This window comes from Larkinella insperata, assembly GCF_026248825.1.
GTDB classification, from domain to species: Bacteria; Bacteroidota; Bacteroidia; order Cytophagales; family Spirosomataceae; genus Larkinella; species Larkinella insperata.
Genome location: NZ_CP110973.1, coordinates 6,130,626 through 6,152,643, shown reverse-complemented (window position 1 = coordinate 6,152,643; position 22,018 = coordinate 6,130,626). Strand labels below are relative to the sequence as shown.

Genomic DNA, 22,018 nt, shown 5'->3' with positions numbered 1-22,018 from the left:
ACACCCAAAATTGAGGAATCTGCCCTCTATTTGCAATTTTTGCATCAATGAACATTGCCATCGACTGGGGGAACAGCGCAATTAAAGCCGGCTTTTTTGAAAACGGAGAATTGATCGAAGGGTATCCCCATCTATCCATTGAAGACCTGCAGCAGCGGGTCCGGGAGCAGCCGCCGGATGCCGTCGTTATTTCGTCGACCAGCCGTCCGGCGGAGCAGTTGCGGGAACAGCTTCCGCTCAAACCGGAAACGTACTGGCTGACGGTTACCGGTTATACTCCGTTGCCGATGGAGAAACGGTATGATACCCCCAATACCCTTGGTACGGACCGGATTGCGGCCGCCGTGGGGGCAAAGGTTCGCTTTCCGGATGACGATTGTCTGGTGATCGACATGGGAACGTGCATTACTTACGATTACGTCGATGCGGATTTTGTTTTTCACGGCGGGATGATTTCTCCCGGCTTTCGTATGCGATTCCGGGCCATGCATTCGTTTACAGAAAGACTGCCGTTGGTTGAACCCGAGGAACCCCGGCCTACGTTGTTCGGGAAAAATACCCGGCAGGCTATGCAGGCGGGTGTCATCAACGGGTTACGGGCTGAATTAAACGGGATTATGGACGCACACCGCCGGGAACACCCCAACGTAAAGGTGTTAATCTGTGGGGGGGATGCTCCTTTTTTTGAAAGTAGCCTGAAACCTCCCATCTTTGTAGTTCCGGAATTAGTGCTGATTGGATTGAATCGTATTTTACAACATAATGTCTACCTCTCGTAACGGACTCAAATCCGTCTTATTTACCGGCCTTTTCCTCCTGGGCGTAGCCCAATTGACCGCTCAGGCACAAGGTTTAGGCAATTCTCCTTATTCGTCGCTGGGTATTGGCGAAATTCACGGGAACAACAACATCACCAATCTGGGCATGGGCGGGCTGGGAACGGCCTACGCAAACGGCTTTTTTCTTAACAGTGCCAACCCGGCCCTCCTGGTTCGAAACCGGTACACCATTTTTGAAGTGGGGCTGTTGGGGCAAAGCAAAACGCTGGCGGATAACCGCGGGCAAAACCAGCAGGATTTCGGGGCTAACCTGAGCTACCTGACGCTGGCGTTTCCCGTGACCAAATTCTGGTCGGCGGGCATCGGCTTGCGGCCCTACAGCTACGTTGACTACCAGACGACGCAATACCAGCGGATACCCGGTACCATTTACGAATCCGAATACATCTACCACGGACGGGGTGGCCTCAACAAAGCCACGTTTACGAACGGGTTTAGCCTGACCCGAAGTCTTTTTGTCGGTTTTGAAGCCTCTTTCATTTTCGGGAACATTACGAACGATTCGGATTCACGGCTGTTGATCGGGGGGGACGACATTACGGTCAAGCGTTCGACGTTAAATAGCTACAGCGACGTTCTCTGGCGCTTGGGAGCAGCCTGGCGTCCCAAGTTAAACAAAGACTGGTTCCTTAATGTCGGGGCAACAGTTGAGCCCCTGACGAAACTCAATGGAAATTCGGTGGATACGTATCAGCAAATCGACGCGGGCGGAACGCTGATTTCCAACCCTGACACGGTGAGTACCCGCAGTAAAGGTTCCATTACCTTGCCGGCGCAATTGCGGGGCGGTATTGTGCTCGAAAAATCCCAGAAGCTGGCCGTCGGGCTGGAATTCGGGTATCAGCCCTGGTCCAAGTTTACGAATCTGAACGGTGAGTCGGGCGGTTTGAAAGACAGTTATTCAATCGGCGCGGGTCTGGAGTACACGCCCAAAGTGCGCTCGAGTCGTTACCTGGATTTGATTCCTTACCGGCTGGGCGTTAATTATGGAACGTTGCCGTATTCAGTAGGCGGAAAGCAGCCGACGGATATGAATGTCAGTCTGGGACTTTCACTACCCGTTGGACAATTCGTCAATTCCATGACGATCTCGCTGATTGGCGGGCAGCGGGGAACCGTTACGGAAGGGCAAATTCGGGAACGGTATTTTAAAATTGGTCTTGGCTTCTCGCTCAATCAGCAATGGTTTGTACGGTATAAGGTCGACTAAGGCGTACCGGCTGGTTCGTTACCGTTTACTCAAACGGGTGAACCAGACCGCCCGGACTTATGTTCTAACGTCGGAATAGTACACAACAAAACAATGATCACTAAGCGTATCTCCGCGGTTTTATTCGTTGGCTTGATTGGCATTGGTCTGAGCGGTTGCAAGGATGAGCCCGCAGCCAAGGATACAAAACCCTATACCGGTCCGTTAGAGGAAATCAATAATGTACAGGTTTTGTACAGCGAAGCGGCACAGTTGAAGGTGAAGATGACGACACCGTTGCAGTACAAATACCAAACGAACGACCGGGTTTATCCAAAAACCGTCAACATTGAGTTTTACGGCCCTGATGGGCAGATCGAGACCACGCTTCGGGCCGACTCCGGTCGTTACGTGCACGCCCAGAACTTCTACCGGGTGATGGGGAATGTGGTGGTAGTCAACAAAAAGAAGAACCAGGATTTATACACGCCCGAGTTGAACTGGAACCCGACGACAAAGAAGGTTTACACGGAAAAGCCGGTTAAAATCCTGAGCAAAGCCACAAACGAGCGGCTCGAAGGAATTGGTCTGGATACCGATCAGTCGTTTTCGCACTACTTTATTCGCAAGCCTACGGGTATTTTCCGGCTTGCCGAAGGCAATCCGTAAGTCGTCACCGTTGCTGCTGAGCCCGGCACACGTCCAGCACCTTGCTAACGTCTTTCACCTCTGAAATGACGGTTTCATTGCCCCACTTGTTGTAGATGTAAGTCGTAATGGCGGCTACATCAATATCCGTCAGCTGCGGATTGGCCGGCATGGGCCGCGAAAACCGTTTCCCGTTTACGGTAATGGGTTCATTCTGCCCGAAGCGAATCAGGCAGATCACTTTTTCTTTGTGTTGAAGGTAGTCAGATGCGTTGATAGGGGGGTAAAGCGCTTCGAGCCCTTTGCCGTCGGTTTGGTGGCAATTGGCGCAGTGTTCGGTGTAAAGCTGGTACCCTTCCACAAAATACTTTTCTTTTTTCAGCTCTTCCTGGCTCTGACAGGCCGTCTGAAAAAAAAGGAAGGATACCGCCAGTCCGATCAATACTCGTTTCATTGTTTTTGGTATTCAGCCAGAAGCTTGTTGATATCGGTCATCAGTTTATCGGCTCCTTCTTCCGTAGTGCCGTCGTACATGCCCCGAACGTGCTTCTCCTTATCGACGAGCACAAAATGGCCGCTATGCAGCAATCCGCCCGGTGCGCCAGCGTCTTCCTGGGCCACCACCATGTAGCTTTTCCCGGTTTTAAAGATCTCTTCTTTTGGACCGGTGGCAAACTGCCACTGGTTGCCGGTAATCCCCAGATTGGTCGCAAACTCTTTCAAAACGGCGGGCGTATCGTGCCGGGGATCAATCGTGTAAGAAAGAAACATAACGTCCGAATTACCCTTGAATTTATCGTAAACCCGTTTCATTTGGGTTTTCATTTTCGGACAGATCGTCGGGCAGGTAACAAAAAAGAAGTCGGTTACGTAAATCTTGCCGTCGTAGGTTTTGTCACTGATGGGCAGGCTATCCTGATTGACAAACTGAAACGGCGGAATTTGGTAATAAACCGTATCGGTTACGGTTTCACCGTCGACGACTTTGGAAACGGTATCGCGTTCGCCCAGAATAGGTAAACGGTTTTCCGACGAAGAACAAGCCGCAAAAAAGGTCAGAACGGCGACCCGGATACTATTTTTAAGAAGGGAATGCATACTGAATCAAAAGAAATAAAGAGTCGAAATACGGTGGTGAACCTTATAAACATTCAACACGCTTAGCGGCCTAAGAATTTCTTGGCAACCGTAATTCCGCTGTTTATTTTCTCTTTTACGATGGTGATCTTCGCCAGTTCCTGATCCAGATACACTTTGGCTTGTGCGGCATCCATTCCCTTGAGTGTATCGGCATTGTACTGATGCATCCAGTCTTCCATCAAGCTATCGGCCTCAGTCAGCGATTTAGAAATCGCCATTCCTTCTTCCTGACGGCTTTTCAGGCTGGTTGTCGCGGGAGTGATCTTGGATAGACTATCAATTTGCTGGCTAATCTCCTCTTTCAAATCCATCAGTTCGCCCGAGCGCGGCATCACTTCATCGTGAACAACCATAACCTGATCCTGTATCTGCTGAATTTCTTTTTTATCGTCAGATTGCTGGCAGGCGGCAACAAGTATACTGAATACTACGGTGGAGAGAAGGCTATTTTTCATGAATTATTAAGAGAAAGGTGCAATACGACTTCGATATTGTTTGCTACTACGCTTTTTGAGACAAGAGTTCTTTCGCGTTTTTCAAAACGCTGGCCGACGGGTTGTTTCCGCCGATCATTTGGGCGATCTCCTGAATCCGTTCGTTTTGGCTGAGCTTTTTAACCCGGCTGACCGTTCGGTTGCCCGAGTGGTCTTTGTAAACAAAATAATGGGCTTTACCCTGAGCGGCAATCTGGTGGAGGTGCGTAATGGCAATGATCTGGTGATTATGCGCCATGTCTCGCATCATATTCCCCATTTTAATGGCAATTTCGCCCGAAACCCCCGTGTCAATTTCATCAAAAATGATGGTAGGGAGTGAGCGTTTGCTGGCCAGAATGTACTTAATTGCCATCATCAGCCGGGAAAACTCGCCCCCGGAAGCAACGTTTTTCAACTGCTGCGGCTTCACACCCTTGTTGGCACTGAATAAAAACGACACCGTATCAATACCGGTGCTCGTGGGTTTGCCGGTCTCCCGGCTAATTTTTAACGAAGCATTGGGCATTCCCAAATCCGTCAACAAACCGTCAATTTGTTGTTCAATGAGGTGAAGCACGGCCTGACGGGAGTCCGACAGGGTCTCAGCGCTTTGCATCAATTGCTGCAAGGCGGCTTCGCTGGCGGCTTTGGCCGTGGCTAGTTCTTCGTCCGAATTCAGAATCTTGCTGACTTTTTTCTCCAGGTCGGCCTGGATTGCCAGCAGTTCAGCGACGGTTTTGACGGCGTGTTTGGTCTGAAGCTGGTAGATCAGGTTTAGGCGTTCGCGGATGGTTTCAGCCCGCAAATCATTGGTCTCGATGCTATCTTCCTCACTGCTAATTTCATTGGCCAAATCCCGCAGTTCAATGAGGGAACTCTGGGCCCGGTCACGGAGCTGGTTGAACCGCTCGGCCAAACGCGTGACGTAATTCAGGTTGTTGACCACGTTTCGGAGGTAAACCACCACCGACTGCTCGGCATTGTCCAGGTAGTCCGATGACAACTGGAGCCGTTCTTTGATGTCCTCGGCGTTCTCCAGAATTGTCAGCTCCTGCTCCAACAATTCCTGTTCGTCGGCCTGCAATTCGAGTTTCTGCAGTTCTTCGTACAAAAAGTTGTTGTAGTCAAACTCCTTTTTCATGCTGGCCGTTTCGTTCAGCAACTGCTGGTAGGCATCCTGCTGAATCCGGTAATCCCGGTAATCTGTACGATATTGCCGCAGCAGGGTATCGTTCTGAGCATAAGTGTCAACAATTTGTAACTGATACTCGTTAGAACCCAGCAAAATGGTGTCGTGCTGCGAGTGAATATCCATCAACTGACTTGTAACCCGCCGGAGAATATCGAGTGTGACGGGGGTGTCATTGACGAAAGAGCGGGATTTGCCACTGGGGCTAATTTCCCGCCGAACCACGCAGTTGGTGTCGTAATCGAGGTCGATTTCTTCGAACAAATTTTCAATAACGTAGCCGGACACGTCGAACATGCCTTCAATGACGCATTTTTCGGCCGGGTTATAAAGAACTTTGGTGTCTGCCCGATTTCCCATCAGCAAACCGATGGCGCCGAGCATAATGGATTTACCGGCTCCCGTTTCACCCGTGATGATGTTCAGCGCGGTATCGGGATCCATTTCCAGTTGTTCGATCAGGGCGTAATTTTTTATCAATAAATGCGAAAGCATAACACAATTCTAAAAAAGAGCTTTTTCGTCCAGAATGACTTCGTCGACGGTTGCAATCGGAACGGTATGCCCGTGCCCCCGATTGTCACGCACCGACAACTCAACGCCCTGAATACCGAGGAGTCGACCGTGGAGCGTCCGGCCGTCGATGAAAACAACATCTACTTCGGCATTTACTAATTTGGTAACCCGTTCGGCCAAACGATCGTTTAGAATTTCCGTTGCCCGAACGCGAATTAATCGTTTACCCATGAATTATCGGAGTAGCTTTCGGTAAACTTCGGTTTTAGCCGGATCAAGCGTCGACAGCAGCGTAAAAGCTTTCTGCCGGTCCTCGCGGGATCCTTCGTTCATAATATTAAATAATTCTTCTCCTTTGGCGTCGAAAAACGTGTTGATAACCACGGAGTTAGGCCGCTGCTGGCTTACCTGCCGGATAGCCCCTAAAACCTCCAGAACCTGCTGGCGCGAACCGGCGGGGTTGGCCGTAAAATTGTCCAGTGCCTGGCGGTGGTAAGTATACAACGCTTCGTGGTAAGGAACAAATTGTTGACTTTGAAGATTCTCAATTAACCAGTATCGGTTCCGGATATCGCCCTGCGCCCCCCACGCACCCCCGCCGACGGCACTCTGATTGGCCAGTGACATCACGTTGTAAGCCCGCTGAAAAAAGAGCTTTCCGCCCTGCTTGCTAAACGAATCGTAATCAACGCCCAGCATAATAAGCGCGTGAAAAGCCAGCAGCGAGGTGAGTTCGTTTTGGTACGAATTCTCGTTGAAATACATGGGATCACTCTGCCGATACGGGAAGTTAAACGCGTTGTCGATGTACCGAAGCGTAACCGTCTCGTAATTGCTGCCGTAGACCGGGCGGGTCACAATGACCTGGGCGCGCCCTTCGTAATAGTTCTGGGCGGGCACTTTCAGGATATCGATCACCAGCTTGCAGTTGATGCGTTCCTCCGGATTAAAGGCGTCGCTGGTCCAACGCCGGTTGTTCATGAAATCTGTGATAAAAGCCTGCATCTGCGGGAAAATCTGCCGATCCGTCACCTGGGCCGAATTAGCCTGGTTGAAATTGACCGTCACCTGGCAGTTGAGTTCCTGAGCCAGACCCCTGCGGGGCGACAGGCCGCCCAGCACCACTAAAATCAAAACTATCATTCGGAGTTTCATACCATCAAGAGCTGTTCCTGAACGAGATTTAGCAAATCTTCGGCCACTTTGTCCTTGGATTTCAGATCAAATTCGTAAACCCGTTCGTCTTTATCAATAACGGTAATTTTGTTGGTATCGTGTCCGAAACCAGCACCCTGATCCCGTAAAGAATTCAGAACGATAAAATCAAAGTTTTTGGCCCGAAGCTTGGTCGTCGCATTGGCCAACTCATCGTTGGTTTCCAAGGCAAACCCCACGGTAATTTGGTCCGGCCGTTTCTGTTGTCCCAGCGTGGCGGCAATATCAACGGTTTTTGTCATTTCCAGCGAAAAGGCCGTTTCCTTCTTTTTTATCTTTTGATCCGCCGGATGAAGCGGTGTATAGTCGGCTACGGCAGCAGCCAGAATAATCACGTGGGCCTTGGAAAACTCTTCCGCCGTCGCTTCGTACATTTCCCGGGCCGAACGCACCGAAATCCGCCGGACCATTGGGTCGGGTAGGGGCAACACCGTAGGCCCGCTCACAAGCGTCACTTCGGCACCAGCGTGAGCAAAAGCCCGGGCTATCGCGTAGCCCATTTTGCCGCTGGAATGATTACTGATGAACCGAACGGGATCAATGGCTTCCTGCGTTGGACCAGCCGTGATGAGAACCCGCTTGTGTCTGAAAATCGGGCGTTGGGCCAGATGCCGTTCCAGGTCCTGAACGATGTGCTCCGGTTCGGCCAACCGGCCTTCCCCCACCAGACCGCTCGCCAGTTCACCGTGTTCGGCCTGAATCAGCCGGTTGCCAAACGAGTCGAGCCGACGGAGATTTTCCAGGGTCGTTGGATGACGGTACATGTCCAAATCCATCGCCGGAGCCAGAAAAACCGGGCACTTGGCCGACAGGTAAACGGCTGACAACAAATCATCGCAAAAACCGTGGGCCAGTTTGGCCAGCGTGTGCGCCGAAACTGGAGCGATCACGATCAGATCGGCCCACAGAGCGAGTTCAACGTGATTGTTCCAGTGTCCATCTCCCTGATCCCCTGAGGCCGTATCGAAAAAATCCGAATAAACCGGCCGTTTTGACAGGGTCGCCAGCGTCAGCGGAGTAATGAAATCTTTGGCGGCCGGGGTCATAACGACCTGCACCTCTGCGCCGAGTTTAACCAACAGCCGGATCAACAAGGCCGATTTGTAAGCCGCGATGCTTCCCGTAACGCCCAGCAGAATCTTTTTCCCGCTTAAGTTCGACATCCTTTCAGGTGGTAAAAACACAAATGAACCGGGGAAGCGCAAAGATCAAAAGAGAGGGCGCTGGTGGCGTTTCTCCGTGATCTCTGTGCTTCCCCGGTTCTTGTTGATACGGTAGAATTACAGGGTGTTCGAGGTTTCTTCGTCGACCGTCCGCCATTGCAGCTTTCCTTCCAGAAACTCATCCGTTGCTACGGTTGTCGGTTTGGGAAGGCGCTCGTAGTATTTCGAAATTTCGATCTGCTCGCGGTTCTCAAACACTTCCTCCAGGTTGTCGACTGCCGAAGCAAACTCTGATAATTTATTGCTGAGTTCTTCTTTCATTTTACTCGAAATCTGCCGGGCCCGTTTCGAAATGATCGATACGGATTCATACAGATTACCCGTTGCTGCCGCAATCTTATCAGTGTCACGGGTGATGAGAGAAGGATTACTTGCCATAGTTGTCTTTTGTTTTATGAACGAATGCGACCAACAGCTCGTCTGTTGCCGCACAGATTGTTTAATTAGAGGCCGTCGCAGTAACTTTTGCGGGCTTTTGCTGCTGATTTTGTTTTTCTTTTTCCTGGGTAGCGATTTTTTCCAACTCTGCCCGGCTGTCTTCGTACATGCGTTCGGCCTTTTTGAGATCCGGGCTTTTCGGAAACTTATCAACCAAAGCTAGGTAATAGGTAACCACATCCTGGTGGCGTTCCTTTAACTTATCTGCGAAGCTATTTTTAGCCAAATTGTATTGAGCATCCACCCGCAGGTAAGCCAGTTCCTGGTTGTATTTTGAATCAGGATATTCACGCAAAAAGTTGGTAATCGACACCACCGATGAACGGTAATTAGCAATATTAGCCGCGCTGGTTTTATAGTAGAGTTTGGCCTTATCGTAGGCCTTTAGTTCAAGCTTGTTACGCAGGTCGGTGATGTATTGGGTACATTCCTGACGGAAGGGACTCTGCGGGTTGGCATTGATAAAATCCTGCAGGGCGGCCATGGCCGTCAGTGTGTTCGATTGATCTAAGTTATAATTTGGCGAATCTTTATACAGGGAAAGCGCATAAAAATACATCGCTTCGTGGGCATAATCGCTTCGGGCAAAGGTTTCGTAAAATTGCTTGAAATGAAACGCCGAGAGTTGGTAGTTCTGCTGCTGGTATTCGCAGTGAGCCCGGTAAAACTGGGCCATTTCAGACTCCGTGCTTCCTTTTAAAATGGGAATCAACTCCTCAAATAACAAACCCGCTTTGTAAAATTCGCCTTTCTTGAAATAGGCAACGGCCGCTTGGTATTTTTGTTCGTCCGTGCCCGTTTTCTGTAATTTCTGAAACGGGCTGCATGATGCAAAAAGCATCAGCAACGCAACTACTAAAGTACTTGCTTTCAAACAATGCTGCATAGTATGCAAAATTAATAAAAATCTCTGTAAGAGTAACGATTACGGGGGGGAAATAGTGCAGAATCCGGGAAAGATCCCTGTTAAAAAATAAGCAGTAAACAGGCTGCTGTTTACTGCTTATTCTGGAGATAATGATGGTACTACTGGTGGCTGACCATTAATTTTTTCGTAACAATCTTTTGATTATCGATGGATAACCGATAAAAGTATAGTCCAGAATTCATGTCTCGGGTTACAATCCGGACTTTGCCTTCGTTGCCATCCAACGTATGATCAGCTACCTGAGCTCCTAGCACATTGTAGAACGTCAGCTTGGCATCTTTAACGTTACCAGTGATTTTGTAATCAATCTCGGCAAATTCGTTGGCCGGATTAGGGTAGATGTTAGACACCGTAATCTGGTCATTCGAATACATGAAGTCTTTGTCACTTTTTCGGGTTTCCTCGGCTGATATCTGGCGGTTCTCAGGGGTTGCTACGTTGCTGGATTCCGTGCCGGTTGCACGAGCCGTTTTAGTGGTGGTAGCATTCAGCAGTTGATTCCGGTAGTATTGATTGATCGCGGTATTTTTCTGAACCGTTACGCCCCGATCCAGGCTGGCAACTGTAGGATGCTTCAAGAACGGGAAATTGCGGGAATGGATAACACGGCTGGTCGGGGCTGGTTTTTGCCCCAGCTCCAACCGACTCTTGGGCTTGCTGCTATCGGTTTGAGCCAACAGGCTCTGCGATACCAGAAAGACTAGTCCGGTTAACCAGGCATATAGACGTACAGGTTGTTTCATAAAAATCCATGCAATAATTGGGTGGATATATTACCCCATCACAAACATATTTAAAAAATCGGGAAAGTCAACGACCGCAAACTCGAAAAATTGCTAGTGCTAACTTCTTTTTTATCAATTAGAACCTTCCAGTAACCTAAAGGTTTAAAAGAGTTTCAAAAAAATATTTATAAATACCAGACTGACTTTTAATTACCTTTCTTGCGAACCGGCTTCTTGTTAAGCTCCCGTTCCAGGTCGCTTTCTGCTGCCGGGGAGCTTACGGGTTGCGTGCCGGTGTTGACTGCTTTTACTGTTCCGGTAGATACGCTGTCTGCGGGTTGAGAATTTTTTTTCGTAACCGGGCTGACGGTTTTTTGGGTCGCAGACCCTGCCTGAACCGCTGCTTTTGTATCCGGGCTGGCCGACGTCTTTCGAATCAAGCCCTTCAACTTCGATTCGCCAACCGGCACTTCCCGTTTCAGCGTTGCGGAAGCCTCCGCCGGAGCCGGACCCTCTTTACCCGGGTTGGTTCTCGAGCTGATTGGCCCACCCGCCGACGGTTCCGGTAAGCCAAGCAAACGTGCTTTCGTCGGTCGTTCGGCGATGCGCCAGTTAAAGCCATCCAGCTTCTTTTCCGCTTCCTTCAGTTCCTGCGGAGGTACTAGTTTTGAATCAGGTTGTCCGTAGAAACTAATCTTTTTCACTTTGCGGTCGGTAAACCGAATGGTCATTTTACTGCACAGCACCCGGTTCATGCCCACCATTTTATTTTGGTCGTCGACGGCAAAGTAGAGGCTCTCTCCGTTGCCTTCCACAATGACCCGGTCGATGTCCGAGCGGTCTTTCTGCGGATCATACCCGAAAAATGCGGTCAGCGTCCGGCCTTTTACCTGGTTAAAATTCTGCAACGTGTCCTGTGATATGACGAAAGAATGGCCCCGAAGTAACATTTTATAGATTCGGTTATTCTTTAACAAAGCCGTCACAGAGTCGCCTTCCATTTGATAATTAGTGCTCCACACGATTGGATCCCGGAAAAAATAGATCGTTGAATCGACAGTTTCGTACACAATGGAATCACACTTACTCTGCAAATCACTCTTAAAAACCAGCACGTTCTTATGCCCAATCAGCCTCCGGTACGTTGAATCGGCCGTCTTGCTGCCTTTTATCCGTTTCGGATTTGGCAGCTCGAATGACCAGAGCGTGTCGGCCCGCATAAACATTGTATCGGCTTTGGTTACGCTCCTGACGAGCGCGTGCCCCGTCATCCGGGCTACCCCGGCTTTTCGGTTGTACCGCCCGAAATCGCCCGTCAGCGTTGTTTGATCATTTTTGGCCACCAGCACAACGTTACCGCGAGCGGTATAAAAGTCACTGGCGTTGTTGCCAACCAACGTATCGCCCGTCAGGGTATATTTCTCAGTTTCAATCGTGGCCCGGCGCTGAAAGTTCGACAGGCGGGACACGGTGTTGTAATCACCGTCTTTGGCCATCAGTGTCCCTTCCTTGCTCACAATTTTGGTCGGTCCCTGAAATGTGGCAATTTTACTCAACGAGTTATACAGCAACGAATCAGCGGTCAGCGTATACTTTGGGTTGACCAATCGAACATCCTGACGGAAAGTAAACAGCTTGGTTCGGGTGTCGTAATACCCTTCGCGGCTGGTCAGGATGTTTTCCCGGTCAACAATCCGGCCCTTTACGGGGTAATAGGCGATGCCGGTGCTCAGGTCGTAATCCAGACGGCGGGTTGTCAGCGTCATTTTGCGGTCCTTCAGAACCACCGTACGGCCCGTCACTTTGGCCAGACGCGTAGACCCGTAGTAGAACATGGTATCCCCCCGAACGCTCAGCGTGTCTCCCTGCGTCATGCGCACGTTCCCGTAGGCTTCGATGACGTTGGTGGTTAAGTTCTGAATCGCTAAGTCGCAGTACATCAGCACGTTTTTTTGCTGAAGCTGCACGTTGCCGATCAGTTTCCGAATCTCTTCCGTTCCCGACTGCAGACCTTCCAGTTGGTCGGCGCGTTTCAAAATCACAAGCTCGTTCGGACCGCCAGTCGGGGAACTGCCGATTTGGGCGTTTGCCGTACCTGCCAGCAAAACCAGTAACCAAACCAGTAGCCTGTTCATCGTTCTGTTGTTATAGACGCTTGTTTTATTCAAAGGGTTGCGAAACATGGAAAAAAAATCTTCTGAACCGTCTAGACTTGGATTCTGCCGATTAAAGGATTAACTAGGATATTTCCCGGTTGTCGAGTACCAGCTAATCCGACTGGGCCGCGGAATCGGTTTAGACATTCAAGTACAAAAGTATGGCTTTACTGCAAAACGGGGCGCTGGAGCGCCGGTTTTTAAGCTTTATTAACACACAACAACTTTTCGACCAAACTGATTGCATCCTGCTGACAATTAGCGGAGGATTGGATTCGGTGGTGATGGCCGAGCTGTTTCGGTCGGCGGGATTGCGGTATGGAATGGCCCACGTCAACTTCCAGCTCCGAGCAACCGAGTCCGACGGGGATGAAATTTTTGTGCAGAAACTGGCGGAACAGCACGGTGTCCGGTTTCACACGATCCGGCTAGCGGCCAAGCAGGAGGCCGAAGCGCGGGGAATCTCGACCCAGATGGCCGCCCGGCAACTGCGGTATGCCTGGTTTGAGCAGGTAGCCGACGAGTTCGGGTATGCCGGTATCGCAACGGCGCACCACCAGGACGATGTGCTGGAGACTATCCTGTTGAATCTGGTGCGCGGAACGGGCTTGACCGGCCTCAAGGGGGTTCCTGTCCGTCAGGGGCGGATCATCCGGCCGCTGTGGTTTGCCGACCGGGCTCAGATCGAAACGTACGCCCAAGACCGTGGCATAAGCTGGCGGGAAGACAGTTCAAACTCGTCCGACAAATACCACCGAAACCGGCTGCGCCACCAGGTGGTTCCGGTTTTGAAACAGATCAACCCGAATCTGCTGGAGACCTTGCAGACGACGGTTGCCCGGTTGCGGTCGGCGGACGGACTGGTCGATGCCCTGGTCCGCCGGTCGTGGCACCTGCTGGCTGAATTCCGTCCGGAAGGAATCTTTCTTTCGATCGGGCAGCTTCTTCTGCTGGATGAATGGGAGTACCAATTATCGGAATGGCTGAAGCCGTACGGTTTTCAGTACGCGCAACTGGAAGATATATTGCGGGCCGTACGGTTGGATGGCTTCGGGCAGCAATTTTACTCGACCACCCACCAACTCATCCGGGATCGCGACTTTTTAATCATTCAAATCAAGCAGACGGCTTCGGCGCAGGCTTTGGTGCTGGAAGCAATGCCCGCCGACAGCCTGAGCATTTCCGAGCAGTACGAGCTTTATTTTGAATTTATTCCATATTCAGACGGCTTTCAAATACCGGCGGATGCCAACATTGCCTGCCTGGACGCTACGCGGATTCAATGGCCCCTGACCATCCGGGTCTGGCAAAACGGAGATCGGTTCCGGCCGCTGGGCGTAAAAGGCAACCAGACCGTCGGCAATTTTCTGACAAACCGGAAAGCAACGGTCGCCGAGCGGCAGGCGGCCCAAGTGCTGGTGTCGGACGATCGCATTGCCTGGCTGATTGGGTACCGGCCCGATGACCATTTCCGGATTACCGACCAGACACAAACCATCCTGAAGATTGAACGGCGGCTTCGGGGCCAACCCCCGGCCGAAAACCGCTAGCGCTTTCAACCTTTTGTTTTTCTGCCCTGTTTGCTGGCAAATTCGGAAATTACTAGTATAATTGTGCGATGTACAAACAATATTTGTAAAGTCCGATATTGTTTCACGCAACCACTCGATCACTATGAATTATTTACGTGTACTGCTGAGTATTCTCTTTTCGGTGGTGACATTGGCGGTTCAGGGGCAAAGCGCCCGGCTGAAAACTGCCAACAAGCAGTTTGAAAACCTGGCCTATGCCCATGCCGCGCAGTCGTACGAAGATTTTTTGCGGGGGGATAAGCGGAAAGATCCCGCCGAGACCCAGGAAGCCTACACGAAGCTGGCGTACAGCTACCGGTCCTTGCAGGACACAAAAAATGCCGAGCGGATTTATGCGGACTTGATTAGGGACTTTCCGGATACCGACTCAAAAAACTACCTGTATTACGCGCAGGCACTGGCCACCAACGGAAAATACCGGGATTCGCAAAAGATGTACAGCAAGTACGGCGAGCGGCAGAAAGAAGATTTGCGCGGGCGGAAGTTTACGGTTTCCTACATGGACATGAGTCGGTTTTTTCAGGATTCGTCTTCATACCGGGTTGATTACCTGCCCATCAATTCACAACAGGCCGATTTTAGCCCGATGTATTACCAGAACGGACTGGTGTTTGTATCAGCCCGCAACGAATCGGGGCCCGTCAAACGAGTCTTCGGGTGGAACCAGACACCGTTTCTGAACCTCTATTTCTTTCCCGATACCACCGAACTGCGGGCGACTTCCAATCCGAGTACGCAGGCCGCTTCGCTGGGGGGAGGAGAGGCCACAACGGAAGGGGCGGAGGGCGCACCGGCCAACGACCGGTCACTTTCAAAAACAGAAGTGTTCAGCCGAACGCTCAATACGAAGTACCACGAAGGACCCATGACGTTTTTCAAAGACCAGAGCCGGATCATCTTTACGCGCAACAACACGGCGAAGGGAAAAAGCGGAAAGAGTAACGACGGCATCCGGAAACTGAAACTGTATAGCGCCGAAAATAAAAACGGAAGCTGGCAGAACATCGAGGAACTACCTTTTTGCAGCAACGACTATTCGGTGGGGCATCCGGCCCTGTCAGCGGACGATTCCAAACTATTTTTTGTGTCGGATATGCCGGGTGGTTTTGGCGGAACGGACCTGTACGTGGTCGAATACAAGGACGGCCAGTGGTCGACGCCCGTAAACATGGGCCGGGAGATCAATACCGAAGGTAACGAGATGTTTCCGTTTGTAGACGAAAATAACAACCTGTACTTCTCGTCGGATGGGCACGAAGGGCTGGGCGGGCTGGATTTGTTTTACGCCGAACTGCGCGACGGTGTTGCTTTTAAAGGCGTTCAGAATCTGGGGTATCCGCTTAATTCGGAAAAAGATGATTTCGGATTGATTACCAGCCAGAACCGTTCGACCGGTTATTTCAGCAGCAACCGGAAACGCGGTGTCAGCGATGATAACCTGTACAGTTTTCGGCGGACCTGCAAACAGCTAAACATTTTTGTGTATGACGCGAAAACCAACGAGCCGCTTCCCGTGGCTGATGTTCGGGTTATTAAAGCGGGTGTGAACCAGGACTTACGCTTTACCGGACCCGACGGCAAGACCGGTTTTTGCGTAGATGCCAATGTGGACTATGAATTCAAGGCCATCAAGGAGGGCTACGCAACCAACAGCGTTCGGTTTTCGACCTTAACGCAGTCGGAGCGGCCGGTCATGAACGTGTCGATCTATCTGGAAAAAAGCGAAAACACGCTGGTGAAAGGAACGGTAAAAACGGAAGTGAATCAGCAACCCGCCCCGGGGGTAACCGTCACCCTGCGAAATGACAAGGACAAATCCGAGCAGCGGGTGGTAACCGGACCCGACGGCAAGTATGAATTCGAGATGAAGCCGGGTGCGCCCTACACGCTGACGACTGAAAAAAACCGGTATACGGCCAACCGGGAGCAACTTCCAAAAATGAAAGCGGGGAAAAATCCCAAACTGATTGAAAAACAGCAGGGCATCTATGGAGAAGGGGATGTGTTCGAACTGAAAAACATTTACTACGATTACAACAAGTTTTTTATTCGGCCGGATGCCGCCCGCGAACTGGACCACCTGGCAACGTTGCTGCGGAAATATCCGGAAATGAAAATTGAGCTGCGTTCCCACACTGACAGCCGCGCCAGCGACGCCTACAACCTGCAACTGTCGACTTACCGCGCCCGGGCCGCCGTTGACTACCTCGTTAACCGGGGTATTGACCCCAACCGCCTCAGCGCTCAGGGCTACGGCGAAAGCGAAATTCTGAACGGATGCACGGATTGGATTGCGTGCCCCGAAAGTAAACACCAGCAAAACCGCCGAACCGAATTCAAAATCGTGACGGTGCAGCGGAGTAACCCGGAAATAACGGGGAAATAAAAACTGCCGGGTCGTTTGGGAAGGTTGAAGCCGTATCTTCACGGCCAAAAGGTGATTTTTCGATGACGATTCGACCCATCAAACCGGAGGAAACATACCCGCTTCGTCACGACGTTTTGTGGCCCGACAAACCGGTAGAATACGTGATGCTGGACAACGATGCCGATGGATATCATTTCGGCGCTTTTCAGGAAACCAGGCTGTTAGCGGTTATCTCCCTTTTTGTGCGGGACGGGACGGCCCGCTTCCGGAAGTTTGCCACCCGCCCCGACTCCCAGCGGCAGGGCATCGGCACCCGTTTGTTGAACCAGGTGATCGAAGAAGCCCGGCGACTGGGGGCGCATACGCTCTGGTGCGATGCGCGTCTTTCGGCGGCTGCTTTCTACCAGCGGTTCGGTATGAAACCGGAAGGTGAGGTATTCTACAAAGGAGAAATACCGTGTTCGAAGTATGTGCTCCTTTTAAACAATCAGCCCACGGTTTAAGCCGTGGGCTGGTGATCATTTGAAGCTGTTGACCATGCTGTTGTGCAACGTCCGGGGGCTCCAGTAGCCGCTGGCAATAATCCGCCGAACGCTCAGTAACGGATTTTCGTCATCGCGTTTCTTTTCGGCCAGTTGAAAGGCGCTGAAATAGCCCCGTTTCTTCAATTCGACGGTAGCGTCGTGGTTCCAGAGTCCGAACGGATAGGCGAAGTGCCGAACGGGTTTGCCGGTAATGGTTTCCAGTTTTTTCGTGGGTTCCTCAATCTGCGTAACCCAGTCTTCGCCCTGATATTTCTTTACATTATGATGGTCCCAGGTGTGGCAGCCAATGGTGTGGCCCCGGTCGGCCAGGTCTTTTATTTGCTGCTTGTCCATGTAATGCTGGTATCCCCGGCGGCCGATGGACGCCGTCATGATAAAAAAAGCGCCTTTAAAGCCGTGCTTTTCCAGTTCGGGGGCGGCCAGTTCGTATTGTTCCAGATCGCCGTCGTCGAAGGTAATCATAACCGGTTTCTCGGGCAGGGGAGCACCGATGGTCAGGTAAGCGTAAAGCTGATCGGGCGTGATGGATTGGTAGCCGCTGTCGGCCAGCATTTTAATCTGATCCTTGAACACCTGCACCGGCATGATGTAACTGCGGGCGTTTTCCGAGTCTTTCGGGCGCCATTCGCGGATCTGGTGGTAACACAAAATGGGAACCTGCTTACGGCCTAAGATCGTGGCGGCATCGGCTATTTTGCTGGCCGGAATAGTCGCGGGATCGATGTTGGCCGTAGCGACGACCTTGGCTTCAGGAGCGCTTTTCTCTTTCGGGTCTTCGACGGGTACAGCGCTGGCTTCCAGTGTGTTATTCGAAGTTTGCTGTTGTGTGCAGGAAGAAAACGATCCGGCGGTGAGTGACGCAATTAGTATGGGTAAGAGATGGCGACCTTTGAAAATCATCGTTAATCCGTACAAGTAAGATGTTAATTTGAACTCAATTTTGAGCAATATACGGAAAAGACACTTTTCAAAGCGATACACGAATCGGTGAAATCATTACAGGTTGACAATCAGGTTTTAGGAGCTTTAAAATTGATTTTCCGGCATTTTGATCGGACTAGGCTGTGGATTGCTGTTCTTCTTTTTTCAGCCGGGTATCCAGCCAGAAGGTGCCAAAGGGAACCAGTGAAGCAATGAAAGCAACGACAACCCGGCCAAAGGACCAGCGCCGGTCAAAAGTAACGGACACCAGGGCGAGCATATACGCAATAAATAAAACACCGTGCGCCCAGCCCACCAGTTTTACGGCCATCGGGAGGTTAGCCCAATATTTTAAGGGCATAGCGATTCCGAGCAGAACCAGATAGGAGATGCCTTCCAGAATACCAATAAAGCGAAAACGGCCGAGCGGAGATTTAAGCGAGAATTGCATGAAGTCTAGATGGAAGCGTTAATCACTGTTTTTGCAAAAGTAGTGTATAAAAATTGCCGGCACTGAGAAGACGCGGTTTTAGTTTCTCTATTCCTCAAAATTTAGGCTTGCAGAATACAGGATGCGTTTTTGCGCAATTTTTTGATTATGAAGAGGTTGTTTTGAATTTGATTCCTTTCTATAGGGGTGTACTGCGGCCAGCGTATAGCAGGAAAGAAGTCGTTCGGGAAATGGCTACTTGTGTTTTTGTCTGAATGATCTCACCTTAGAAAAACCTTAGAATTACAATTTTCATAAGCCATATGTACTTTCTTTCTGTTATTAAAAAAGAGAATAGTACAAATTCAATGGGTAGTCACGGCTTTCTGATAAGCCGGATAAACATGAAACGTTATGACATTAGTAAATTCAGGAAAAGAAAAATTGCTCGAACTAGCGGATCAGGCGCACGAGCATTCCATCTCTATTTTTATGCCGACGCATCGCCGGGGAAAGGAAGTACTCGAGCGGCAGGACGCGCTAACATTCAAAAACCACCTTCAAACGGTGCGGCAAACGCTCAAAGAGCAGGATGTCCGTCAGAACGACATTGACGATCTACTGGAACCCCTGGAAGCGTTGCTCGATGATCCGAATTTCTGGCGTTACCAGCAGGAAGGTTTAGCGGCTTTCCGAAGTTCCGATTACTTTGCGGTTTACCATAGTCCGCTGCCGTTGGAAAACAATCTCCAGCTTGCATCCCGGTTTCAGGTGCATCCGTTGTTGCCGTTTGCGCAACCGTTTCCTGAATACTACATATTGCGGTTCAACAAAGATGGAGCAGAACTATACCGGGCCAATTATTTCTCCATTGTGCCCCTGGATACGGATGAGGATATGCCTTCCGGAATGGAAAAAGTAACCAGGTACTACCGATTCCAGAAGGAACTCCAGGGCTTTAATGCGGGTAACGGAGCGTATGCCACCATGTACACGAGCGACGATTTAGCCAATAAAGAGAAAAAACACCTGCTGGCTGATTTCTTCCGGTTGATTGATGAAGGTGTTCGAAACCAGATTGGTGATCAAAACGTCCCGCTCGTGCTGGCGTCGGTGGAATACCTGCAACCCATCTACCGGGAAGTGAACACCTATCCGCACCTGCTTGAAAGTGGGCTTACGGGCAGCTTCGACACTGTCGAGATCAATGAATTGCACCGAATGGCCAACGAATTACTGGGCGATACGCTGGAAAAGGAACGACAGCTTCGGATCGAGCAATTTCAAAACAACAGTGGAAACGGGCTGACCTCAACCGACCTGCGGGAATTACTGGAAGCAGCCGCAGCGAGCCGGATCGAAGCTCTTTTTGTACAAGCCAATACCGATGCATGTGGGCAATTTAACGAAGATACCCTGTCGGTTACCCTGCATGACGAGCAACAGGAAGACAGCGAATCACTGATCGACAAACTGGCGCTGTTAACCCTGCGGTACAACGGGGAAGTTTACGTCCTGGATGAAGTCGATTTGCTGAATCGGCAGGATCCGGTAAAAGCCGCGGCATTGTTCCGCTTTTAAGTCCAAAAGCACAAACTCACATTAACACGACGAATCATGGAATATAATATGGATAGCATCAAGATTGATCTGCAAACGGTGGGGTTCAGCGAAACGCCCGAACTGCTTGATCAGGTAGAAAAAGAGCTCCGTCGGATCATGCGCTTCCGGAATGACATAGTGGCCGCCGATATTTACCTACGCGAAGACGGCACCAATCCGGCCAACAACAAGGTTGTCCGCTGGCGGCTGGGAGTTCCGGGCAACGATTTGTTTGCCGAAGGGAATGGCGGCTCGTGGCCGGAAGGGCTGCGGGCTACCAGCGAAAAACTGCGTCGGCAGTTTGTTGACTAGGCAAGCGGGCCCGTTCAGCACTTACACTCAACAAAAAAGGTAGACCTTCGGGTCTACCTTTTTTGTTATTAAATTCTTTGATAATTAATCTGCATCAACCAACGCTGCCTTCCAGACTAATCTCCAGAAGTTTCTGGGCTTCTACGGCAAATTCCATCGGCAACTGATTCAGAACTTCCTTGGCGTACCCGTTAATGATCAGAGCCACGGCCTGTTCCGTCGGAATACCCCGCTGGTTGCAGTAAAACAACTGATCTTCACCGATTTTAGACGTCGTTGCTTCGTGCTCAACGGTCGCAGTCTGGTTGTTTACTTCGATGTACGGGAAGGTGTGCGCTCCGCAGCGGTCGCCCAGCAGGAGGGAGTCACATTGCGAATAATTCCGGGCGTTTTCGGCCCGTTTGAATACCTGCACCAAGCCGCGGTAAGCGTTCTGGCTCCGACCCGCCGAAATCCCTTTCGATACGATCCGGCTTTTGGTGTTCTTGCCAACGTGGATCATTTTGGTTCCAGTGTCGGCCTGCTGGTAGTTGTTCGTAACGGCTACCGAGTAAAATTCACCGATGGAGTAATCGCCTTTCAGGATCACAGACGGGTATTTCCAGGTGATGGCCGATCCCGTTTCAACCTGCGTCCAGGAGATTTTGGAGTGAGCTCCTTCGCAAATACCGCGTTTGGTAACGAAGTTATAAATCCCACCTTTTCCTTCCTTATCGCCCGGGTACCAGTTTTGTACCGTTGAATATTTGATTTCGGCTTCTTTGGCTGCAACCAGCTCAACTACGGCCGCGTGCAACTGATTTTCGTCGCGCATCGGGGCCGTACAGCCTTCCAGGTAACTTACGTATGAACCTTCGTCTGCTACGATCAGCGTCCGTTCAAACTGCCCGGTTCCCGCGGCATTGATCCGGAAATAGGTCGACAATTCCATTGGGCAACGAACGCCTTTCGGGATGTAACAGAACGAACCGTCGGAGAAGACGGCCGAGTTGAGAGCCGCAAAATAGTTGTCGCGGGGCGGCACCACCGACCCCAGGTACTTCCGGACCAGCTCAGGGTGTTCCTGAACTGCTTCGGTCATGGAGCAGAAGATAATGCCCAGGTCTTTCAGTTTATCCTTAAACGTAGTAGCAATAGACACCGAGTCGATAACGGCATCCACGGCCACGCCCGACAGACGTTCCTGTTCCTGCAACGAGATACCCAGCCGCTCAAAAGTAGCCCGCAGCTCCGGATCAATCTCGTCCAGGCTGTTTACGGTTTTCTTCTGCTTCGGAGCGGAATAATATTTAAGTGCTTGGTAGTCAATTGGGGGGTGCTTCAAGTTCGACCAATGTGGTTCTTTCAAAGTTTCCCAATACCGATATGCTTTCAACCGCCATTCCAGTAACCATTCCGGCTCGTTTTTCTTGGCGGAGATAAACCGTACAATGTCCTCGCTGAGACCGACCGGCGCTTCATCCGCTTCGATTAATGTTTCGAAACCGTATTTGTATTCGGAATTGGTAATACTTTCTAAAATTTCAACGTCTTTGCTCATGATGGATTGCGGACTAATACACGCAA

The 22,018-nt window shown here is 50.7% G+C and carries 22 protein-coding genes; 8 read left to right on the top strand and 14 right to left on the bottom strand.

The window, feature by feature from the left end; genetic code table 11:
• Positions 1-47 precede the first annotated feature (47 nt).
• From OQ371_RS24820 to lptC, 3 genes are all read left to right on the top strand, one after another.
• A complete protein-coding gene (locus OQ371_RS24820) occupies positions 48-779 on the top strand; it encodes a type III pantothenate kinase (RefSeq protein ID WP_265991149.1) in 732 nt (243 codons plus the stop codon).
• Complete coding sequence (gene bamG, locus OQ371_RS24815; protein ID WP_265991148.1) at positions 763-2,049, top strand: BamG family beta-barrel-assembly machinery protein; 1,287 nt, start codon at positions 763-765, stop codon at positions 2,047-2,049. The genes OQ371_RS24820 and bamG overlap by 17 nt, the downstream gene beginning before the upstream one ends.
• A gap of 93 nt (positions 2,050-2,142) precedes the next feature.
• Positions 2,143-2,697: an LPS export ABC transporter periplasmic protein LptC gene (lptC, locus tag OQ371_RS24810; RefSeq protein WP_265991147.1), complete on the top strand. Its 555-nt coding sequence runs from the start codon at positions 2,143-2,145 to the stop codon at positions 2,695-2,697.
• Between the two features lie 4 nt (positions 2,698-2,701).
• Here lptC and OQ371_RS24805 read toward each other — a convergent pair whose 3' ends face one another.
• The 11 genes from OQ371_RS24805 to OQ371_RS24755 form a co-directional block, all read right to left on the bottom strand.
• The gene (locus OQ371_RS24805) at positions 2,702-3,130 is read right to left on the bottom strand and encodes a c-type cytochrome (RefSeq protein ID WP_265991146.1); all 429 of its coding nucleotides are present in this window, start codon (positions 3,128-3,130) and stop codon (positions 2,702-2,704) included.
• Entirely contained in the window at positions 3,127-3,774 is a 648-nt protein-coding gene (locus OQ371_RS24800) for an SCO family protein (RefSeq protein WP_265991145.1), read from the bottom strand. The genes OQ371_RS24805 and OQ371_RS24800 overlap by 4 nt, the downstream gene beginning before the upstream one ends.
• 62 nt (positions 3,775-3,836) lie before the next feature.
• A complete protein-coding gene (locus OQ371_RS24795) occupies positions 3,837-4,271 on the bottom strand; it encodes a hypothetical protein (RefSeq protein WP_265991144.1) in 435 nt (144 codons plus the stop codon).
• A 46-nt stretch (positions 4,272-4,317) separates the two neighbouring features.
• Positions 4,318-5,976, bottom strand: a complete 1,659-nt coding sequence (gene recN, locus OQ371_RS24790) for a DNA repair protein RecN (RefSeq protein WP_265991143.1) — start codon at positions 5,974-5,976, stop codon at positions 4,318-4,320.
• Positions 5,977-5,985: 9 nt separating this feature from the next.
• Entirely contained in the window at positions 5,986-6,228 is a 243-nt protein-coding gene (locus OQ371_RS24785; RefSeq protein WP_265991142.1) for a hypothetical protein, read from the bottom strand.
• 3 nt (positions 6,229-6,231) lie between these two features.
• Positions 6,232-7,152, bottom strand: coding sequence for a type IX secretion system protein PorD (gene porD / locus OQ371_RS24780; RefSeq protein WP_445482326.1), 921 nt, complete (start codon positions 7,150-7,152; stop codon positions 6,232-6,234).
• Entirely contained in the window at positions 7,149-8,375 is a 1,227-nt protein-coding gene (gene coaBC / locus OQ371_RS24775; RefSeq protein ID WP_265991140.1) for a bifunctional phosphopantothenoylcysteine decarboxylase/phosphopantothenate--cysteine ligase CoaBC, read from the bottom strand. The genes porD and coaBC overlap by 4 nt, the downstream gene beginning before the upstream one ends.
• A 117-nt stretch (positions 8,376-8,492) precedes the next feature.
• Positions 8,493-8,813, bottom strand: coding sequence for a DNA-directed RNA polymerase subunit omega (locus tag OQ371_RS24770; RefSeq protein WP_265991139.1), 321 nt, complete (start codon positions 8,811-8,813; stop codon positions 8,493-8,495).
• A 61-nt stretch (positions 8,814-8,874) separates the two neighbouring features.
• Positions 8,875-9,714 carry an outer membrane protein assembly factor BamD gene (locus OQ371_RS24765; RefSeq protein ID WP_265991138.1) on the bottom strand — a complete coding sequence of 280 codons (840 nt, stop codon included), beginning with the start codon at positions 9,712-9,714 and terminating at the stop codon, positions 8,875-8,877.
• A gap of 185 nt (positions 9,715-9,899) precedes the next feature.
• Positions 9,900-10,544 (bottom strand): T9SS type A sorting domain-containing protein, encoded by a 645-nt coding sequence (locus OQ371_RS24760; protein ID WP_265991137.1) that lies wholly within the window; start codon positions 10,542-10,544, stop codon positions 9,900-9,902.
• 188 nt (positions 10,545-10,732) lie between these two features.
• Positions 10,733-12,661, bottom strand: a complete 1,929-nt coding sequence (locus OQ371_RS24755; protein WP_265991136.1) for an OstA-like protein — start codon at positions 12,659-12,661, stop codon at positions 10,733-10,735.
• Between the two features lie 182 nt (positions 12,662-12,843).
• Here OQ371_RS24755 and tilS point away from each other — a divergent pair, with 182 nt between their 5' ends.
• The 3 genes from tilS (at position 12,844) to OQ371_RS24740 (ending at position 17,145) form a co-directional block, all read left to right on the top strand.
• Positions 12,844-14,232, top strand: a complete 1,389-nt coding sequence (gene tilS, locus OQ371_RS24750; protein WP_265991135.1) for a tRNA lysidine(34) synthetase TilS — start codon at positions 12,844-12,846, stop codon at positions 14,230-14,232.
• Positions 14,233-14,356: 124 nt separating this feature from the next.
• Positions 14,357-16,660, top strand: a complete 2,304-nt coding sequence (locus OQ371_RS24745; RefSeq protein ID WP_265991134.1) for an OmpA family protein — start codon at positions 14,357-14,359, stop codon at positions 16,658-16,660.
• Positions 16,661-16,722: 62 nt separating this feature from the next.
• Positions 16,723-17,145 carry a GNAT family N-acetyltransferase gene (locus OQ371_RS24740; RefSeq protein WP_265991133.1) on the top strand — a complete coding sequence of 141 codons (423 nt, stop codon included), beginning with the start codon at positions 16,723-16,725 and terminating at the stop codon, positions 17,143-17,145.
• 15 nt (positions 17,146-17,160) lie between these two features.
• On the opposite strand, the gene OQ371_RS24735 is transcribed toward OQ371_RS24740, so the two are convergent.
• Together OQ371_RS24735 and OQ371_RS24730 are read right to left on the bottom strand one after the other, a co-directional pair.
• Positions 17,161-18,087, bottom strand: a complete 927-nt coding sequence (locus tag OQ371_RS24735; RefSeq protein ID WP_265991132.1) for a polysaccharide deacetylase family protein — start codon at positions 18,085-18,087, stop codon at positions 17,161-17,163.
• Positions 18,088-18,244: 157 nt separating this feature from the next.
• Positions 18,245-18,559, bottom strand: coding sequence for a DUF3817 domain-containing protein (locus OQ371_RS24730; protein ID WP_265991131.1), 315 nt, complete (start codon positions 18,557-18,559; stop codon positions 18,245-18,247).
• 393 nt (positions 18,560-18,952) lie between these two features.
• Between OQ371_RS24730 and OQ371_RS24725 the strand changes: the two genes are divergently transcribed.
• Together OQ371_RS24725 and OQ371_RS24720 are read left to right on the top strand one after the other, a co-directional pair.
• The gene (locus OQ371_RS24725) at positions 18,953-20,119 is read left to right on the top strand and encodes a baeRF7 domain-containing protein (RefSeq protein ID WP_265991130.1); all 1,167 of its coding nucleotides are present in this window, start codon (positions 18,953-18,955) and stop codon (positions 20,117-20,119) included.
• 36 nt (positions 20,120-20,155) lie between these two features.
• On the top strand, positions 20,156-20,452 hold the full coding sequence (locus tag OQ371_RS24720) for an HPF/RaiA family ribosome-associated protein (protein ID WP_265991129.1): 297 nt from the start codon (positions 20,156-20,158) through the stop codon (positions 20,450-20,452).
• Between the two features lie 94 nt (positions 20,453-20,546).
• Here OQ371_RS24720 and sufB read toward each other — a convergent pair whose 3' ends face one another.
• Positions 20,547-21,992, bottom strand: a complete 1,446-nt coding sequence (gene sufB, locus OQ371_RS24715) for a Fe-S cluster assembly protein SufB (RefSeq protein WP_265991128.1) — start codon at positions 21,990-21,992, stop codon at positions 20,547-20,549.
• Positions 21,993-22,018: the final 26 nt, after the last annotated feature.

Coding starts and splice junctions, on each gene's coding strand:
- OQ371_RS24820 (WP_265991149.1), top strand. CDS start 48: ATGAACATTGCCATCGACTGGGGGAACAGCGCAATTAAAGCCGGCTTT.
- bamG (WP_265991148.1), top strand. CDS start 763: ATGTCTACCTCTCGTAACGGACTCAAATCCGTCTTATTTACCGGCCTT.
- lptC (WP_265991147.1), top strand. CDS start 2,143: ATGATCACTAAGCGTATCTCCGCGGTTTTATTCGTTGGCTTGATTGGC.
- OQ371_RS24805 (WP_265991146.1), bottom strand. CDS start 3,130: ATGAAACGAGTATTGATCGGACTGGCGGTATCCTTCCTTTTTTTTCAG.
- OQ371_RS24800 (WP_265991145.1), bottom strand. CDS start 3,774: ATGCATTCCCTTCTTAAAAATAGTATCCGGGTCGCCGTTCTGACCTTT.
- OQ371_RS24795 (WP_265991144.1), bottom strand. CDS start 4,271: ATGAAAAATAGCCTTCTCTCCACCGTAGTATTCAGTATACTTGTTGCC.
- recN (WP_265991143.1), bottom strand. CDS start 5,976: ATGCTTTCGCATTTATTGATAAAAAATTACGCCCTGATCGAACAACTG.
- OQ371_RS24785 (WP_265991142.1), bottom strand. CDS start 6,228: ATGGGTAAACGATTAATTCGCGTTCGGGCAACGGAAATTCTAAACGAT.
- porD (WP_445482326.1), bottom strand. CDS start 7,152: ATGAAACTCCGAATGATAGTTTTGATTTTAGTGGTGCTGGGCGGCCTG.
- coaBC (WP_265991140.1), bottom strand. CDS start 8,375: ATGTCGAACTTAAGCGGGAAAAAGATTCTGCTGGGCGTTACGGGAAGC.
- OQ371_RS24770 (WP_265991139.1), bottom strand. CDS start 8,813: ATGGCAAGTAATCCTTCTCTCATCACCCGTGACACTGATAAGATTGCG.
- OQ371_RS24765 (WP_265991138.1), bottom strand. CDS start 9,714: ATGCTTTTTGCATCATGCAGCCCGTTTCAGAAATTACAGAAAACGGGC.
- OQ371_RS24760 (WP_265991137.1), bottom strand. CDS start 10,544: ATGAAACAACCTGTACGTCTATATGCCTGGTTAACCGGACTAGTCTTT.
- OQ371_RS24755 (WP_265991136.1), bottom strand. CDS start 12,661: ATGAACAGGCTACTGGTTTGGTTACTGGTTTTGCTGGCAGGTACGGCA.
- tilS (WP_265991135.1), top strand. CDS start 12,844: ATGGCTTTACTGCAAAACGGGGCGCTGGAGCGCCGGTTTTTAAGCTTT.
- OQ371_RS24745 (WP_265991134.1), top strand. CDS start 14,357: ATGAATTATTTACGTGTACTGCTGAGTATTCTCTTTTCGGTGGTGACA.
- OQ371_RS24740 (WP_265991133.1), top strand. CDS start 16,723: ATGACGATTCGACCCATCAAACCGGAGGAAACATACCCGCTTCGTCAC.
- OQ371_RS24735 (WP_265991132.1), bottom strand. CDS start 18,087: ATGATTTTCAAAGGTCGCCATCTCTTACCCATACTAATTGCGTCACTC.
- OQ371_RS24730 (WP_265991131.1), bottom strand. CDS start 18,559: ATGCAATTCTCGCTTAAATCTCCGCTCGGCCGTTTTCGCTTTATTGGT.
- OQ371_RS24725 (WP_265991130.1), top strand. CDS start 18,953: ATGACATTAGTAAATTCAGGAAAAGAAAAATTGCTCGAACTAGCGGAT.
- OQ371_RS24720 (WP_265991129.1), top strand. CDS start 20,156: ATGGAATATAATATGGATAGCATCAAGATTGATCTGCAAACGGTGGGG.
- sufB (WP_265991128.1), bottom strand. CDS start 21,992: ATGAGCAAAGACGTTGAAATTTTAGAAAGTATTACCAATTCCGAATAC.